This is a genomic window from Streptomyces sp. R302 (assembly GCF_012927245.1).
Taxonomy (GTDB): Bacteria; Actinomycetota; Actinomycetes; order Streptomycetales; family Streptomycetaceae; genus Streptomyces.
In genome coordinates, this window is the sequence record NZ_JABBGE010000001.1 from 1,272,426 (window position 1) to 1,288,273 (window position 15,848).

Genomic DNA, 15,848 nt, shown 5'->3' on the forward strand with positions numbered 1-15,848 from the left:
GGACGGGCCGATCCGTGCCAAGCTGTGGACCATGAGCGTCGACACAACCCGCAGGATCGTGCTGCTCCGGCACGCGAAGGCAGACTGGGGCCAGGAGACCGACCACGAGCGGCCGCTCGCCGAGCGCGGCCGCAAGGACGCCCCCGTGGCGGGCCGCCGGCTCGCCCGGTCCGGGATCCCCTTCGACCTCGCCCTCTGTTCGACCGCGGCGCGCACCCGTGAGACCTGGAAGCTCGCCGTCCACGAACTGTCCGAGCGCCCCCGGACGGTCTACGAGGAGCGGATCTACGAGGCGTCCCCCGGCGAGCTCATCGCCCTGCTCAACGAGGTCCCGGAGGACGTCCGGGACGTCCTCGTCATCGGCCACAACCCCGGCATGCACGGCCTCGCCGAGGTGCTGGCCGGCGACGCCGAGGGCGACGCCCTCACCCGGATGAACCGCACCGGCTACCCCACCTCGGCCTTCGCCGTGCTCACCTTCACCGGCACCTGGAAGTCCGTCGAGCCGGGCACCGCCCGCCTCGTCGACTTCTGGACCCCCCACGACTGACCCGCGGACCGGTACGCGAAAGGGGCCCGGCCGCCACGAGAGCGGCCGGGCCCCTTCCCGTGCGTCACGGGCCGACGCGGCTCAGTGCGGCAGCTCCTCCTCGCCGCCGTCCGCCGCCTCGACCTCCTCGCGGGTGATCCCGAGCAGGTACAGCACCGTGTCGAGGAACGGCACGTTCACCGCCGTGTGCGCCGCCTCGCGCACCACCGGCTTGGCGTTGAAGGCCACCCCGAGCCCCGCCGCGTTCAGCATGTCCAGGTCGTTGGCGCCGTCGCCGATCGCCACCGTCTGCGCCAGCGGCACCCCGGCCTCCGCCGCGAACCGGCGCAGCAGCCGCGCCTTGCCCGCCCGGTCGACGACCTCGCCCGTCACCCGTCCGGTCAGCTTCCCGTCCACGATCTCCAGGGTGTTGGCCTGGGCGAAGTCGAGCCCGAGCCGCTCCTTCAGGTCGTCCGTGACCTGCGTGAAGCCGCCCGAGACCACACCCACCTGGTAGCCGAGCCGCTTCAGGGTGCGGATCAGGGTCCGGGCGCCCGGCGTGAGCCGCACCTCGGCCCGCACCTTGTCCACCACCGACGCGTCCAGGCCCTCCAGGAGCGCCACGCGCGCGTGCAGCGACTGCTCGAAGTCCAGCTCGCCGCGCATCGCCGCCGCCGTCACCTCGGCGACCTTCTCCTCGCACCCGGCGTGCGCCGCGAAGAGCTCGATCACCTCGTCCTGGATCAGCGTCGAGTCCACGTCCATGACGACCAGCCGCTGCGCCCGCCGGTGCAGCCCGGCCGAGACCACGGCCACGTCCACGCCGATGGTGTGCGCCTCGGTGGCGAGCGCCGTCCGCAGCGCCTCGGTCTCGCACCCCGAGACCGCGAACTCGACCGCCGTCACCGGGTACTTCGCCAGCCGGAAGATACGGTCGATGTTGCCGCCCGCCCCGGCGATCCTGGCCGTTATGGCCGCCGTCTGCTCGGCCGTCAGCGGGTGCCCGAGCACCGTCACGTGCGAGCGGCCCTCGCCGCGCGGCCGGTTGTCGCCGAGGCCCGAGATGATCTCGGCCTGGAGCTTCAGCGACTCGGCCCAGCTGTGCACGGTGGCGCGCAGCTCGCCCTGGGTGGCGACGGTCGGCTCGGTGACCAGCGCGCACAGCACGAGCCGGCCGCGCGACACGACCTGCTCGATGTCGACGACGTCCACGGAGAAGGCGGCCAGGGTGTCGAAGAGGCCGGCCGTGATCCCGGGCCGGTCCTTCCCGAAGATCTTGACGAGAAGCGTGGGCACGTCCGCGGGGTGAACGGCGGGGACGTCCGGTGTCTGCGATGCGCTCATGGTGCTCCCACCGTATCGGGCACCCGCTGCCACCCGACGCCCCGTCCCGCGTTCCGGACACCCGCCCGGCCGAACACCGCCCCGGAGCGGCCCGACGGCCCTCCCCGGGGTCTTCACGCCGCCCGACTTTCGGATAAGGGACCCGGCCTGAAATAGTTCCCCAGGATGATTCGCCATCCCTAGGGCCCCCGTGTCGGGGGTGCATCGGGGGACACACAGTGGGGCATGGAGTGCCAGAACTCGTACTCGAACTCAACGGCAGGACCTGGACGCTGGAGCCGTCCCGGTCGTACACCCTGGGGCGCGACCCCCAGGGGGACCTGGTCATCGACGACGCCAGGGTCTCGTGGCGGCACGCCACGATCAGTTGGAACGGCCGGAGCTGGGCCATCGAGGACCACGGCTCCACCAACGGCACCTTCGTCGCCGGGCAGCGACTCCAGCAGCTGGAGATCGGCCCCGGGACCGCCGTCCACCTCGGCAACCCGACGGACGGCCCGCGCCTGAACCTCTCCGCCGCGCACGCCGGACAGGCCGCGCACGCCGGCCACCAGGGCCACGCCGCCCCGCAGGCCGTACAGCCGCAGGCCGAGTGGGGCACCCACGAGGCCCAGCCGCCGCACCAGGACAGCTGGCAGCAGCCCGTACAGCAGCCCGTACAGCAGCCCGTGCAGCAGCCGGTCCACCAGCCCATGCAGCCGCAGGGCCACCAGGTCCCGCCGCAGGTGCCCCACCAGGGCCACCCGGTCCAGCAGCCGGTCCAGCAGACCAGCGGCGCCGCGGGGGCGTCGTCGGCCTACTCCGACCGCAGCCCCACCACCTTCCACCAGCTGGCCCTCGGCCACGTGATGCGCATCGGCCGTGCGCTCGAGAACGAACTGGTCGTCTCCGACCTCCAGGTCTCGCGCCACCACGCCGAATTCCACGCCACGCCCGACGGCCGCATGGAGATCCGCGACCTCGGCTCGCACAACGGCACCTACGTCAACGGCCAGCCGATCCCCAAGGGCGGCACCGCCCTCCTCGGCCCGCAGGACATCGTCGGCGTCGGCCACTCCACCTTCCGGATCGTCGGCGGCCAGCTGGAAGAGTTCGTCGACACCGGCTCGGTCTCCTTCTCGGCCCGCCACCTCACGGTGACCGTCGACGGCGGCAAGCAGATCCTCAAGGACGTCTCCTTCGGCGTCCCCGAGAAGTCGCTCATCGGCGTCATCGGCCCCTCCGGCTCCGGCAAGTCGACCCTCCTCAAGGCGCTCACCGGCTACCGGCCCGCCAACGAGGGCGACGTCCTCTACGACAACCGCAGCCTCTACAAGCAGTTCGCCGAGCTGCGCCAGCGCATCGGCCTGGTCCCGCAGGACGACATCCTGCACAAGGAGCTGACCGTCCAGAAGGCGCTCCGGTACGCCGCCAAGCTCCGCTTCCCCGGCGACACCGCGACCGCCGAGCGCGAGGCCCGCATCGACGAGGTGCTGCGCGAGCTCAAGCTGGACATCCACAAGGAGAAGAAGGTCACCTCCCTCTCCGGCGGCCAGCGCAAGCGCGTCTCCGTCGCCCTGGAGCTGCTGACCAAGCCGTCGCTCATCTTCCTGGACGAGCCGACCTCCGGCCTCGACCCGGGCATGGACCGCGACGTCATGCAGCTGCTCCGCGCCCTCGCCGACGACGGCCGCACGGTCCTCGTCGTCACCCACTCCGTCGCCGAGCTGGCCCTCTGCGACAAGCTCCTGGTGATGGCCCCCGGCGGCTCCGTGGCGTACTTCGGCCCGCCGGACGAGGCGCTGAACTTCTTCGGCTACACCTCCTGGGCCGACGTCTTCTCCGCCTTCGAGAACTACCGCGACTACGACTGGGCCGGCCGCTGGAAGGGCTCGCAGCACTACCAGCTGTACGCCGCCGACATCGACGCCGTCGCCGCCCAGCCCGTCCACATGCCGCAGCAGGCGATGTCCCGCCCGCCGAAGCCGCAGGGCTGGGGCTCCCAGCTGTGGACCCTGATCCGCCGCTACACCTCGGTGATCGTCTCCGACAAGGGCTTCCTCGCCCTCATGGTCATCCTCCCCGCGGTCATCGGCTCGGTCTCCGTCGTCATCCCCGCCGACTTCGGCCTCGCCCCGCCCACCCCGCCGTCCCGGTTCAACGGCGACGCCGGCATCATCATGCTGATCCTCACGGTCGGCATGTGCTTCTCCGGCGCGGCGAACTCCGTCCGAGAACTGATCAAGGAACGGGTCATCTACGAGCGCGAGCGCGCCACCGGCCTCTCCCGCTCGGCCTACCTGATGTCCAAGGTGATCGTCCTCGGCGTCATCACGGCCTTCCAGGGCGTCATCCTCTGCGTCATCGGCTTCGCCATCCGCGACCTGCCCGCCGAGGGCCTGATCATGCCGCCGGCCGTCGAGCTCTGCCTCACCGTCATCGCGCTCGGCCTCACCTCGATGATGGTCGGCCTGGTCATCTCCGCGCTGGTGAAGACCGCCGAGAAGACCATGCCGCTGCTCGTCATGTTCGCGATCGTGCAGGTCGTCTTCACCGGCATCCTCTTCAAGGTCTTCGGCTCGCCCGGCCTGGAGCAGTTCGCCTGGCTGATGCCGTCCCGCTGGGCCATCGCCGGCGCCGGCACCACCCTCGACCTCGCGCACCTCATGGCGCCGTGGGACCCGAAGAACCCCACCGACCTGGACCCGCTGTGGGAGCACAGCGCCGGCCAGTGGGGCTTCAACGTCGGCGTGCTGCTCGTCATGACCGTCGTCCTCGGCGTCGCCGTCGCCCGGCTGCTGCGCCGCCACGAGCCCGAGGTCATGCGCAAGTAACACGTGCGCGGCTCCATGGCAGGAGGGCGGCACCCCGCACGGGGTGCCGCCCTCCTGGCGCTGTCGGTACGGATCAGTACGCGCTGTTGACGTTGTCGATCGAGCCGTAACGGTCGGCCGCGTAGTTGGCGGCGGCGACGATGTTGGCGACCGGGTCGTACTGGTCGAACTTGGTGCCCTTCACGTGGTACGCCTTGAAGGTCGGGTAGATCACCTGGAGCAGGCCCTTGGACGGGACGCCGTTGCGGGCGTTGATGTCCCAGTTGTTGATCGCGTACGGGTTGCCGCTGGACTCGCGCATGATGTTCTTGTGCAGGCCGTGGTACGAGCCCGGGATGTCGTGCTTGTCCATGATGTAGAGCGCCTCGCGGATCCAGCCGTCGAGGTTGTTCGCGAAGACCGGGGTCCGGGTGACGGAACGGCTCGCGGCCGTCTTCGTCGCGGCGCGCTTCTTCGCGGCGGCCTTGGCCTTCGCCTCGGCGGCCCGCTTCTTCGCGGCGGCGTCGGCCTTCGCCTTCGCCTCGGCCTTGGCCTTGGCGGCCTTCGCGGCCTTCGCCTTCGCGGCCTTCGCCTTGGCGGCGGCGTCCTGCTGGGCCTTCAGGCCGATGGTGGACTGCTGGTCGGAGATGCTCGCGGCCAGGGCCTTCGCCTGCGGGCTGCCGGCGTCGTACGACCACGCCACCTTCTGGCTGGTGTTCAGCGCCTGGGGCTCGGTCTCCGTGGAGCCGTTGCCCGGCACGAGGGAGAGGGTGAGCGCGGCAGCGCCCAGGGCGGCGACGCCGGCGATCGTGGCCTTGTGGGTCTTCTTCAGACCACGACTGTGGCCAGGGGTGTTCTGAGACATGCAGGACTACCTCTTCGAATCGCTGGGGGTCGCTGGGCCGGGGCGGCGCTGCGCCTGCTCGGCGGCGACGGGGGCAATTCTTAGCGGCAGCAAAATCGCGTGGCAAAGGTGTGACGTACGATCCCGGGTAGTGGATCAGGGACCCGTGCACATGCCCGGGAAACGGCTTCGAGCCCGATTCGCCCCGCCCGAAACGGGCCTCGCCCCGTCCACTAGGCAGCTTCGTAAGTGACCTGCGTCCTATGCGCGGGCTCACATAGGGCATGTAACAAACTCACCGCACGTTGCGTCAGCAATGCGCACGGTAACCCTTCTCCACCCAGCGGAGGAGAGCCGACGTCCCCGCCTCCCGCCCAGGGCGTACGAGCTCCGCCCCGACCCGCCCTCGCGCACGCGTACGCGCGCGTGCACCCCTATCTATCTATCTACAGACAGAGAAGCCCGGCCGGAGACAGAGAGGCTCGGTCATATGCGCCCCGGGCCCTGCGACCTAGGTCCCGCGACCCGCGCCACGGCCGTCCCCGGCCCGATACGGACCGTCACACCCCGCCGGTACCGTGAGGCCATGAGTCACCGAACAGGCTCCGGCGGCCTCGCCGCCGTGAGCACCGCGCTCCTGGCGATGAGCCGGCAGATGGAGGTCCGCGACGTCCTCAAGACGATCGTGGCCTCCGCCCGCGAGCTGCTCGACGCCGAGTACGCGGCCCTCGGCGTCCCCGACGACCACGGGGGCTTCGCCCAGTTCGTCGTCGACGGAGTCAGCGACGCGCAGTGGAAGGCCATCGGCCCGCTGCCCCGCCAGCACGGCGTCCTGGCGGCGATGCTCCACAAGGCCGAGCCCGAGCGGCTCGCCGACGTCCGCGAGGACCCCCGCTTCGGCGGCTGGCCCGACGCCCACCCCGAGCTCTCCGACTTCCTCGGCCTCCCCGTCCGCGACGGCGACGAGACCCTGGGCGCCCTCTTCCTCGCCAACAAGCGCTGCGCCCGGCCCGAGGGCGGCGGCTGCGGCTTCACCGCCGAGGACGAGGAACTGCTCGGCATCCTCGCCCAGCACGCCGCCATCGCCCTCACCAACGCCCGGCTGTACGAGCGCAGCCGCGAGCTCACCATCGCCGAGGAGCGCTCCCGGCTCGCCCACGAGCTGCACGACGCCGTCAGCCAGAAGCTCTTCTCCCTCCGGCTCACCGCCCAGGCCGCCGCCGCCCTCGTCGACCGCGACCCGGCCCGCGCCAAGGGCGAGCTCCAGCAGGTCGCCGCGCTCGCCGCCGAGGCCGCCGACGAACTGCGCGCCGCCGTCGTCGAGCTCCGCCCCGCCGCCCTCGACGAGGACGGCCTCGTCCACACCCTGCGCACCCAGATCCAGGTCCTCGACCGCGCGCACTCCGCCGCGGTCGTCTTCGACAGCCCCGGCATCCGCGCCCTGCCCGCCGCCCAGGAGGAAGCCGTCCTCCGGGTCGCCCAGGAGGCCCTGCACAACGCCCTGCGGCACGCGGAGGCCGCCCGGGTCGCCGTCACCCTGGTCCGCCACGGCCAGGGCGCCCGGCTCACCGTCGCCGACGACGGCCGAGGCTTCGACCCCGCGACCGTCCGCAGCGCCGGACGCCACCTCGGGCTGGTGTCCATGCGCGACCGCGCCGCCGGAGTCGGCGGCGCCCTCACCGTGACCTCCGCCCCCGGCGAGGGCACCACGATCGAGATGGAGGTCCCCGGTGGCTGACAAGCCCATCCGCGTGCTCCTGGTCGACGACCACCAGGTCGTCCGCCGCGGCCTGCGCACCTTCCTGGAGGTCCAGGACGACATAGAGGTCGTCGGCGAGGCCGCCGACGGCGCCGAGGGCGTCGCCCGCGCGGAGGAGCTCCGCCCCGACGTCGTCCTCATGGACGTCAAGATGCCGGGCACCGACGGCATCGAGGCCCTCAAGCGGCTGCGGGCCCTGGACAACCCGGCCAAGGTCCTCATCGTGACCAGCTTCACCGAGCAGCGCACGGTCGTCCCCGCCCTGCGCGCGGGCGCCTCGGGATACGTCTACAAGGACATCGACCCCGACGCCCTCGCCGGCGCGATCCGCTCCGTCCACGCCGGCCACGTCCTGCTCCAGCCCGAGGTGGCCGAGGCGCTCCTCGCCCAGGACGACCCCCAGGGCGGCACGGGCAGGGGGACCACCCTCACGGAGCGGGAGCGCGAGGTCCTCGGCCTGATAGCCGACGGCCGTTCCAACAGGGAGATCGCGAGGGCCCTGGTCCTCTCCGAGAAGACGGTGAAGACCCACGTCTCGAACATCCTGATGAAACTCGACCTGGCGGACCGCACCCAGGCGGCGCTCTGGGCGGTCCGCCACGGCCTCACCACCTGAAACGCTCCGTTCACGCGCCGGGGCGCACGCCCGTTCAGAAGGTCATACGGTCGTGTGTACATCCCCCATTCGGCGCAACCCGACGGGGCCCCCGGCGTTCTCCAAGGCGTGCTGCGGCGGACCGGCCGCAGCGATGACACGGAGGAAGTACCAAGTGAAGAACCTCAAGAAGGCCGCTGCCCTCACCATGGTCGCCGGTGGCATCGTCGCCGCCGGTGCCGGCGTGGCCTCCGCCCACGGCGCCGACGCCCAGGGCCAGGCCCTCAACTCCCCGGGCGTCGCCTCCGGCAACCTGGTGCAGGTCCCCGTCCACGTCCCCGTGAACGCCACCGGCAACACGGTCAACGTGATCGGCGTCCTCAACCCCGCGTTCGGCAACCACTCCGTCAACGGCTGACCGCCCCACGCTCCGACGGCCCCCGGAAACCCTCCCTCCCGGGGGCCGTACCCGTTGTGGGCATACGTTCCGCTGGGGGTCCCCCCTGGACGAAGTCCTCGGGGGAGGAACGGGTGGGCACGACGCCCCCAGGGCAGCGCCCGCCCCAAGAGCCCCCGCCCCAAGAGCGCCCGCCCCCAGGACCCGCACGGCAAGCACCCGCACCACAGGCACCCGCCCCGCTCAGACCCCCCGCTCCCTCTCCTCCACCCAAGAGTTGTACGCCGCGACCCGCGCCCGCCGAGCCACCCGCTCCACCGGCGCCAGCGCAGCCCCCCGCGCCGCCATCTCGGACGCGCTGACCGCACCCCCGTGCCCGTTCCCGTACGCGAGGTCGACCATGAGCCCGACGCGCTCCGCCAGCTCCAGGACCCGCACCGCCCGGGCCGGGTACCCGGGGGCGAGGACCTCGCGGCTCGCCTCCGCCCGCGCCCGATACGCCTCCCGCGCCGCCTCCGCCGCCGCCCCCGACGCCGCCACGTCGAGCCGCGTCAGCGCCGCCGTCGCGTCCCGCAGCGCCTCCGCCAGCTCCCGCTCCGCCTCGCTCAGCGACGGCACGTCGGCCGGTGGCGCCTCCCGCACCGACATGCAGTGCCACACCACCTCCACGTGCACGTCCCCGCGGGGCCCCGCCTCCGCGACCTCCGGCACGAGCCCGTACGGCGCCCCGTACCCGACCACCGCCTCCTCCGCCTCCAACGCGCGCGCGTTGAACTCCGGCGGCCCGCTCAGGCCCAGCGGATGCCCCGGCGCGGGCAGCGCCACCCGCCAGCCGGTCACCCCGAGCCGCCGCAGCCGCCCGAGCGCCAGCGTCAGCCCCACCGGACCCGCCTCACCCGGCACCCCCGCCACGCGGTGCACCGCGTCCTCCCCGACAATCGACAGCGCCGCGTCGTCCGGCGACACCGCCCCGGCGAGCAGGGCATTTCCCCAGGCGGCCAGACGTCCTGAACGTGGTTCCGAAAGCATCCCCCCAGAGTAGGGACCCGAACGATGCCCTAGGGACCGGCCCGCCCCGCCGATGACGTAGGTTTTCCCGTGGACGCCGCGCCCGCGGCCCAAGGCGACGACACGAGCCGACATGACTCGACGGCAAGGGGAGACAACGCGCTCATGAGCGATGTACTGGAGCTGGTGGACGTATCCGTGGTCCGCGACGGACGCGCTCTGGTGGACGAGGTCTCCTGGTCGGTCAAGGAAGGGGAGCGCTGGGTCATCCTCGGCCCGAACGGCGCCGGCAAGACCACCCTCCTCAACCTCGCCTCCAGCTACCTCTACCCCACCGCCGGCAGCGCCACCATCCTCGGCGAGCGCCTCGGCGCCGTCGACGTCTTCGAGCTGCGCCCCCGCATCGGCATGGCCGGCATCGCCATGGCGGAGAAGCTCCCCAAGCGGCAGACCGTCCTCCAGACCGTCCTCACCGCCGCGTACGGCATGACCGCCACCTGGCACGAGGACTACGACCCGGTCGACGAGGTCCGCGCCAAGGCGTTCCTCGACCGCCTCGGCATGACCGAGTACCTGGACCGGAAGTTCGGCACCCTCTCCGAGGGCGAGCGCAAGCGCACCCTCATCGCCCGCGCGATGATGACCGACCCCGAGCTCCTCCTCCTCGACGAGCCCGCCGCCGGCCTCGACCTCGGCGGCCGCGAGGACCTCGTCCGCCGCCTCGGCCGCCTGGCCCGGGACCCGTACGCCCCCTCCATGATCATGGTCACCCACCACGTCGAGGAGATCGCCCCCGGCTTCACCCACGTCCTGATGATCCGTCAGGGCAAGGTGCTCGCCGCCGGCCCCATGGAGACCGAGCTCAACTCCCGCAACCTCTCCCGCTGCTTCGGCCTCCCGCTCGTCGTCGAGCGCGTCGGCGACCGCTGGACCGCCCAGGGCCTGCCCCTCAAGTAACCCCGCCCGGCAGGGCCGTGGACCGCCGTGACCCGCACAGCCACGGCACCGCACCCTGTCCCGCGAGGCCCCACCCGCCCTACCATGACCGTGTGGACATCGACGCATGGATCTGGTGGCTGATCGGCGCGGTGGGGCTGGGCATTCCCCTGGTCCTCACCGCCATGCCGGAGTTCGGCATGTTCGCCGTGGGCGCCGTCGCCGGCGCGGTCACCGCCGCCCTCGGCTTCGGCATCGTCGCGCAGGTGATCGTCTTCGTGGCCGTCTCCGTCGCGCTCATCGCCGTCGTACGCCCCATCGCGGCCCGCCACCGCGCGGGCACCGCCGCCCTCGCCACCGGCATCGACGCCCTGAAGGGCCGTCAGGCCCGCGTCCTGGAACGGGTCGACGCCGAAGGCGGGCGCATCAAGCTCGCCGGCGAGATCTGGTCGGCCCGCTCCCTCGACGCCACCCGGGTCTTCGAACCGGGGGAGGAGGTCGACGTGGTCGGGATCGAGGGCGCCACCGCCGTCGTCATGTGACCGAAGCCCGCCCCTGACGTCCCGGCGTCATGGGAAACTCGATCATCGGAAGAGCAACCGGGGGAACCCGGCAGACACACCGGCAGACAAACCGGCAGCGAAGGGCACGGGGAACACGATGTCAGCAGTCATCATCGTCCTGATCATTCTGGTGGTGCTCGTCTTCATCGCCCTGATCAAGACGATCCAGGTCATCCCGCAGGCCAGCGCCGCGATCGTGGAGCGCTTCGGGCGTTACACCCGCACCCTCAACGCCGGCCTCAACATCGTCGTCCCGTTCATCGACACGATCCGCAACCGCATCGACCTTCGCGAGCAGGTCGTCCCCTTCCCGCCCCAGCCGGTGATCACCCAGGACAACCTGGTCGTCAACATCGACACCGTCATCTACTACCAGGTGACCGACGCCCGCGCCGCGACCTACGAGGTGGCCAGCTACATCCAGGCCATCGAGCAGCTCACCGTCACCACCCTGCGCAACATCATCGGCGGCATGGACCTGGAGCGGACCCTCACCTCCCGCGAGGACATCAACGCCGCCCTCCGCGGCGTCCTCGACGAGGCCACCGGCAAGTGGGGCATCCGCGTCAACCGCGTCGAGCTCAAGGCCATCGAGCCGCCGACCTCCATCCAGGACTCGATGGAGAAGCAGATGCGCGCCGACCGCGACAAGCGCGCCGCCATCCTCCAGGCCGAGGGCGTCCGCCAGTCCGAGATCCTCCGCGCCGAGGGCGAGAAGCAGTCCGCCATCCTCCGCGCCGAGGGCGAGTCCCAGGCCGCGGCCCTCCGGGCGGAGGGCGAGGCCCAGGCCGTCCGCACCGTCTTCGAGGCCATCCACGCCGGCGACCCGGACCAGAAGCTCCTCTCGTACCAGTACCTCCAGATGCTCCCGAAGATCGCCGAGGGCGACGCCAACAAGCTCTGGATCGTGCCCAGCGAGATCGGCGACGCCCTCAAGGGCCTCTCCGGCGCCCTCGGCGGCATGGGCCAGGGCGCCCCGCCCCCGTCCTTCACCAAGGACGTCCCGGCCGCCCGGCGGGAAGAGCCCACCGTCGACTGAGCCGATGGATGACACGTACATGTAACTCCGGGCATGATCAGTGCGAGCCCCTCGACTCTCGCCGCACGCAGGGCGGGGAGGCGAACCACTGACCATGTGAGGAATCGGCTTTGTCCATCTGGGAAGCCCTGGCGGTCTTCGCCGCCGGCATCGGCGCCGGCGCCATCAACACCATCGTCGGATCGGGAACGCTCATCACGTTCCCGGTCCTCCTCGCGACCGGACTGCCACCGATCACCGCGAACGTCTCCAACGCCCTGGGCCTCGTCCCCGGCTCCATCAGCGGCGCCATCGGCTACCGCCGCGAACTCAAGGGCCAGACCCGCCGGGTGCTCCGCCTCGGCTCCGCCGCCCTCGTCGGCGGCCTCATCGGCGCCATCCTGCTCCTCGCCCTCCCCTCCGAGGCCTTCGACGCCATCGTCCCGATCCTCATCGGACTGGCCCTGCTCCTCGTCCTCTTCCAGCCCCGCATCGCCGCCGCCGTCCAGCGCCGCCGCGAACGGACCGGCGACGAGGCCCACCCCGACGGCGGCCCCGTCCTCCTCGTCGGCCTCACCCTCGCCAGCATGTACGGCGGCTACTTCGGCGCCGCCCAGGGAGTCCTCTACCTCTCCCTCATGGGCCTGCTCCTCCACGACGACCTCCAGCGGATCAACGCGGTCAAGAACGTCCTGGGCGCCCTCGTCAACGGCGTCGCCGCCGTCTTCTTCCTCTTCGTCGCCGCATTCGACTGGACCGCCGTCCTCCTCATCGCCGTCGGCTCCACCCTCGGCGGCCAGATCGGCGCCAAGGTCGGCCGCCGCCTCAAGCCGGCCGTCCTGCGCGGCGTCATCATCGCCGTCGGCGTCGTCGCCATCCTCCAGCTCACCCTGAAATGACCGGAGGGCTCGCCCCCTCACAGGGGCGGGCCCTCTCCGGCTCGGGACCGCTCAGGCGGCGGTACGCGCCAGCCACTCCGGCAGCTCCGACCGCTCACCGGCCCGCATCGCAAGGAGCATCGCGTCCGCCGGCGTCGGCACGAACGGCTCGAAGAGCAACGGCATCCCCGCCTGATCCGGCGTCCGGTCCGCCTTGCGGTGGTTGTCCTCCGCGCAGGAAGCGACCGTATTCAGCCAACTGTCCCCACCACCCTGCGCCCGCGGCACCACATGGTCCACGGTCGTCGCCCGCCGCCCGCAGTACGCGCACCGGTGCTGGTCCCTGACCAGCACACCCCGCCTCGACCACGGAGCCTGTCTTCGGAACGGCACCCGGACGAACCGGCAGAGCCTGATCACCCGGGGCACCGGAAGGTCGACGGCGGCGGCACGCACCCGCAGATCCGGATGGGACTGCTCCACGACGGCCTTGTCCTGCAGGACAAGCACCACCGCACGGTTGAGTGTGACCGTCGAAAGCGGCTCGAAGCTCGCGTTCAGTACCAGCGTGTCCCGCATTGTGCCCACCTCCCGTGTGCCGGCCCACCCCCCTGGCGGGCTTGGATCAACGATGGCCGGGCCGGCCGGGGTCGGACAACGCAATTTCGTGCGCAACAAAAGATGCCCGCTTCTGATCTCTCCAAGACCAGAAGCGGGCAAACAACAAACGAACGATCAGCCTGCCGCGGGAGCCGCGTACTCACCGACCAGCTGCGCCCGGCCCAGCGTGTGGAAGCGCAGGTTGAATCCGACGGCGGCCGGCGAGGTGTCCGCGTCAGGACCCAGCTTCTCCGTGTCCACCGCGTACACCGTGAACACATAGCGGTGCGCCGGGTCCCCGGCCGGCGGGGCGGCCCCGCCGAAGTCCTTCGACCCGTAGTCGTTCCGCGCGTGCACGGCCCCGGCCGGCAGCCCCTCGAAGGAGCCCGTACCGGCCCCCGCGGGCAGCTCGGTGACCGACGCCGGAATGTCGAACAGCACCCAGTGCCAGAAGCCGCTGCCCGTCGGCGCGTCCGGGTCGAAGCAGGTCACGGCGAAGCTCTTGGTCTCCGCCGGGAAGCCCTCCCAGCGCAGCTGCGGGGAGACGTTCCCCGCCGCGTACACCTGAGCGTCCTTCAGCACCCCGCCGGGCGCCACGTCGTCGCTCGTCACGCCGAACTCCGCCACCGGCGGATGGAAGGCGTGGGGGAGCGGGGCCCGCTGTCCCTGGTCCATGTCGAACCCTCCGTCCCGTCCGTACTAGAGCCAGTTGCGACGGCCGCCGACCTCGGCGAGCCACTGGTTGAGGTACGCGTTCCAGTCGGTGCCCTGGTAGTCGTTCAGACCCACCTTGAAGGCCCGGAAGGAGTCGCTGCCCTCGGTGAACAGGCCCGGCTTCTTGTCCATCTCCAGGACGACGTCCATCTCGCGGTCGTCCGCGACGAAGCTGACCTCGACCTGGTTCAGGCCGCGGTACTGCTGCGGCGCGAAGAACTCGATCTCCTGGTAGAAGGGCAGCCGCTGGCGGGTGCCGCGGATGTGGCCGCGCTCCATGTCCGCGCTCTTGAAGCGGAAGCCCAGCTGGATGAAGGCGTCGAGGATCGCCTGCTGCGCCGGCAGCGGGTGCACGTTGATCGGGTCGAGGTCGCCCGAGTCCACCGCGCGCGCGATCTCCAGCTCGGTGGAGACACCGATCTCCATGCCGTGCAGCCGCTGCCCGGCGATCGTGTTGACCGGCGTCTCCCACGGGATCTCCAGGCCGAACGGCACCACGTGCACCGCGCCGGCCTTCACCTCGAAGGCACCCCCGAGCCGCACTTTCACGAACTCGACGTCCTGCTTGTGCTCCTGGTCGCCGCCCTCGACCTCGACACGCGCCTGGAGACCGACGGACAGCCCCTCGATCTGCTGGTCGACGCTGCCGCCCTGGATCCGGACCTCGCCCTGGACGACACCGCCCGGGACCACGTTCTCCTCGGTGAGCACCGTCTCCACGGTCGCCCCACCGGCACCCAGGCTGGCCAGCAGCTTCTTGAATCCCATGGCACTTTCTCCTTCTCGTTCCTGTCCCCTACATACGCGCGACGACCGTAGCGGGTTCCACCCGACTCCCCGTTACGCTCGGACGCCATGAGCGAGAGCCCCGACCGTACGCCGCTCCCGCGGAGCTTCTTCGACCGCCCCGTCCTGGAGGTGGCCCCGGACCTCCTCGGCCGCACCCTCGTCCGTACGACCGACGAGGGAACCCTGGAACTGCGCCTCACCGAGGTGGAGGCGTACGCGGGCGCGATCGACCCCGGCTCGCACGCCTTCCGCGGCCGCACGCCCCGCAACGCCGTGATGTTCGGCCCGCCCGGCCACGCGTACGTCTACTTCACCTACGGCATGTGGCACTGCCTGAACCTGGTGTGCGGCCCCGAGGGCGAGGCGAGCGGTGTACTGCTCCGGGCGGGTGAAATCCTGCGCGGCGCGGACCTGGCCCGCCCCCGCCGCCGCTCGGCCCGCAAGGACGCCGAACTGGCGAAGGGCCCGGCCCGCCTCGCCACCGCCCTGGACGTCCCCCGCTCCCTCAACGGCACCGACGTCTGCGCCGGCCCCGACGCCCCCCTCTCCGTCCTCACCGGCACCCCACCGGCCCCGTCCCTGATCCGCACCGGCCCCCGCACGGGCGTCGGCGGCGACGGCGCCCCGCACCCCTGGCGCTTCTGGATCGCGGAGGACCCCACGGTCAGCCCGTACCGCCCCCACACGCCCCGTAAGCGCCGACTTGACCCGGCCAGAACGGACGCGTAACGTAGCCCGAGCCGCTTGAGACGGTGGTGCTTGTTCAAGCACCCCGAGAGCGGCCATCCACTTCACAGCGACGAATCCCCTCGGGGCTTATTTCGGCATGCCGGAATTCGTTTCGAAAGGCTCGATTATGAGCCGCCAGGGAAATCGGCTAAAGTAGTGGAAACGCCGGAAGGCCCCGAGAAAAATAAATCGGGACCGGAAAGCACCGAGGAAATCGGATCGGAAAGATCTGATAGAGTCGGAAACGAAGGAAGCGCCCGGAGGGCCTGGAAACAGGAACGAAGGAAGCGTCCGCACCTTGAGAACTCAACAGCGTGCCAAAAATCAACGCCAGATTAGTTGATACCCCGTCC

16 protein-coding genes are annotated in these 15,848 nt (G+C 71.3%); 10 read left to right on the forward strand and 6 right to left on the reverse strand.

The features are described from left to right. The first annotated feature begins 31 nt into the window (after nt 1-31). Nucleotides 32-550, forward strand: coding sequence for a histidine phosphatase family protein (locus tag HHL19_RS05830; protein WP_169086103.1), 519 nt, complete (start codon nt 32-34; stop codon nt 548-550). Between the two features lie 81 nt (nt 551-631). Here the strand turns inward: HHL19_RS05830 and serB are convergent, their stop codons facing one another. Then, nucleotides 632-1,873 (reverse strand): phosphoserine phosphatase SerB, encoded by a 1,242-nt coding sequence (gene serB, locus HHL19_RS05835; RefSeq protein ID WP_169086105.1) that lies wholly within the window; start codon nt 1,871-1,873, stop codon nt 632-634. 218 nt (nt 1,874-2,091) lie between these two features. On the opposite strand from serB, the gene HHL19_RS05840 reads away from it, so the two are divergent. Next, nucleotides 2,092-4,686, forward strand: a complete 2,595-nt coding sequence (locus HHL19_RS05840) for an FHA domain-containing protein (RefSeq protein WP_169086107.1) — start codon at nt 2,092-2,094, stop codon at nt 4,684-4,686. A gap of 73 nt (nt 4,687-4,759) precedes the next feature. Here the strand turns inward: HHL19_RS05840 and HHL19_RS05845 are convergent, their stop codons facing one another. Continuing rightward, nucleotides 4,760-5,530 (reverse strand): transglycosylase SLT domain-containing protein, encoded by a 771-nt coding sequence (locus tag HHL19_RS05845; protein WP_169086109.1) that lies wholly within the window; start codon nt 5,528-5,530, stop codon nt 4,760-4,762. A 565-nt stretch (nt 5,531-6,095) separates the two neighbouring features. On the opposite strand from HHL19_RS05845, the gene HHL19_RS05850 reads away from it, so the two are divergent. The 3 genes from HHL19_RS05850 to HHL19_RS05860 all read left to right on the forward strand — a co-directional run bounded on the left by HHL19_RS05850 (nt 6,096) and on the right by HHL19_RS05860 (nt 8,281). After that, the gene (locus tag HHL19_RS05850) at nt 6,096-7,247 is read left to right on the forward strand and encodes a GAF domain-containing sensor histidine kinase (RefSeq protein WP_169086111.1); all 1,152 of its coding nucleotides are present in this window, start codon (nt 6,096-6,098) and stop codon (nt 7,245-7,247) included. Beyond that, entirely contained in the window at nt 7,240-7,884 is a 645-nt protein-coding gene (locus HHL19_RS05855) for a response regulator transcription factor (RefSeq protein WP_169086113.1), read from the forward strand. The genes HHL19_RS05850 and HHL19_RS05855 overlap by 8 nt, the downstream gene beginning before the upstream one ends. A 154-nt stretch (nt 7,885-8,038) precedes the next feature. Further along, nucleotides 8,039-8,281: a chaplin gene (locus tag HHL19_RS05860; protein WP_169086115.1), complete on the forward strand. Its 243-nt coding sequence runs from the start codon at nt 8,039-8,041 to the stop codon at nt 8,279-8,281. Between the two features lie 222 nt (nt 8,282-8,503). Here HHL19_RS05860 and HHL19_RS05865 read toward each other — a convergent pair whose 3' ends face one another. Next, nucleotides 8,504-9,289, reverse strand: a complete 786-nt coding sequence (locus HHL19_RS05865) for a hypothetical protein (RefSeq protein ID WP_169086117.1) — start codon at nt 9,287-9,289, stop codon at nt 8,504-8,506. A 144-nt stretch (nt 9,290-9,433) separates the two neighbouring features. Between HHL19_RS05865 and HHL19_RS05870 the strand changes: the two genes are divergently transcribed. The 4 genes from HHL19_RS05870 to HHL19_RS05885 all read left to right on the forward strand — a co-directional run bounded on the left by HHL19_RS05870 (nt 9,434) and on the right by HHL19_RS05885 (nt 12,684). Beyond that, nucleotides 9,434-10,225 carry an ABC transporter ATP-binding protein gene (locus HHL19_RS05870; protein ID WP_169086119.1) on the forward strand — a complete coding sequence of 264 codons (792 nt, stop codon included), beginning with the start codon at nt 9,434-9,436 and terminating at the stop codon, nt 10,223-10,225. 92 nt (nt 10,226-10,317) lie between these two features. Next, nucleotides 10,318-10,746: an NfeD family protein gene (locus HHL19_RS05875; RefSeq protein ID WP_169086121.1), complete on the forward strand. Its 429-nt coding sequence runs from the start codon at nt 10,318-10,320 to the stop codon at nt 10,744-10,746. Nucleotides 10,747-10,864: 118 nt separating this feature from the next. Then, entirely contained in the window at nt 10,865-11,806 is a 942-nt protein-coding gene (locus tag HHL19_RS05880; RefSeq protein WP_169086123.1) for an SPFH domain-containing protein, read from the forward strand. 110 nt (nt 11,807-11,916) lie between these two features. Next, nucleotides 11,917-12,684, forward strand: coding sequence for a sulfite exporter TauE/SafE family protein (locus HHL19_RS05885; protein WP_169086125.1), 768 nt, complete (start codon nt 11,917-11,919; stop codon nt 12,682-12,684). 51 nt (nt 12,685-12,735) lie between these two features. On the opposite strand, the gene HHL19_RS05890 is transcribed toward HHL19_RS05885, so the two are convergent. The 3 genes from HHL19_RS05890 to HHL19_RS05900 form a co-directional block, all read right to left on the reverse strand. Next, complete coding sequence (locus tag HHL19_RS05890; RefSeq protein ID WP_169086127.1) at nt 12,736-13,242, reverse strand: HNH endonuclease; 507 nt, start codon at nt 13,240-13,242, stop codon at nt 12,736-12,738. Between the two features lie 156 nt (nt 13,243-13,398). After that, nucleotides 13,399-13,938, reverse strand: a complete 540-nt coding sequence (locus HHL19_RS05895; RefSeq protein WP_169086129.1) for a YbhB/YbcL family Raf kinase inhibitor-like protein — start codon at nt 13,936-13,938, stop codon at nt 13,399-13,401. A 24-nt stretch (nt 13,939-13,962) separates the two neighbouring features. Further along, nucleotides 13,963-14,745 (reverse strand): sporulation protein, encoded by a 783-nt coding sequence (locus HHL19_RS05900; RefSeq protein ID WP_169086131.1) that lies wholly within the window; start codon nt 14,743-14,745, stop codon nt 13,963-13,965. Nucleotides 14,746-14,832: 87 nt separating this feature from the next. On the opposite strand from HHL19_RS05900, the gene HHL19_RS05905 reads away from it, so the two are divergent. Then, nucleotides 14,833-15,495 (forward strand): DNA-3-methyladenine glycosylase, encoded by a 663-nt coding sequence (locus HHL19_RS05905; protein WP_169086133.1) that lies wholly within the window; start codon nt 14,833-14,835, stop codon nt 15,493-15,495. Nucleotides 15,496-15,848 lie beyond the last annotated feature (353 nt).

Excerpts from the sequence above, each read along its gene's own strand:
- HHL19_RS05830 (WP_169086103.1), top strand. The coding sequence starts at position 32 with ATGAGCGTCGACACAACCCGCAGGATCGTGCTGCTCCGGCACGCGAAG.
- serB (WP_169086105.1), bottom strand. The coding sequence starts at position 1,873 with ATGAGCGCATCGCAGACACCGGACGTCCCCGCCGTTCACCCCGCGGAC.
- HHL19_RS05845 (WP_169086109.1), bottom strand. The coding sequence starts at position 5,530 with ATGTCTCAGAACACCCCTGGCCACAGTCGTGGTCTGAAGAAGACCCAC.
- HHL19_RS05850 (WP_169086111.1), top strand. The coding sequence starts at position 6,096 with ATGAGTCACCGAACAGGCTCCGGCGGCCTCGCCGCCGTGAGCACCGCG.
- HHL19_RS05865 (WP_169086117.1), bottom strand. The coding sequence starts at position 9,289 with ATGCTTTCGGAACCACGTTCAGGACGTCTGGCCGCCTGGGGAAATGCC.
- HHL19_RS05870 (WP_169086119.1), top strand. The coding sequence starts at position 9,434 with ATGAGCGATGTACTGGAGCTGGTGGACGTATCCGTGGTCCGCGACGGA.
- HHL19_RS05880 (WP_169086123.1), top strand. The coding sequence starts at position 10,865 with ATGTCAGCAGTCATCATCGTCCTGATCATTCTGGTGGTGCTCGTCTTC.
- HHL19_RS05890 (WP_169086127.1), bottom strand. The coding sequence starts at position 13,242 with ATGCGGGACACGCTGGTACTGAACGCGAGCTTCGAGCCGCTTTCGACG.
- HHL19_RS05895 (WP_169086129.1), bottom strand. The coding sequence starts at position 13,938 with ATGGACCAGGGACAGCGGGCCCCGCTCCCCCACGCCTTCCATCCGCCG.
- HHL19_RS05900 (WP_169086131.1), bottom strand. The coding sequence starts at position 14,745 with ATGGGATTCAAGAAGCTGCTGGCCAGCCTGGGTGCCGGTGGGGCGACC.
- HHL19_RS05905 (WP_169086133.1), top strand. The coding sequence starts at position 14,833 with ATGAGCGAGAGCCCCGACCGTACGCCGCTCCCGCGGAGCTTCTTCGAC.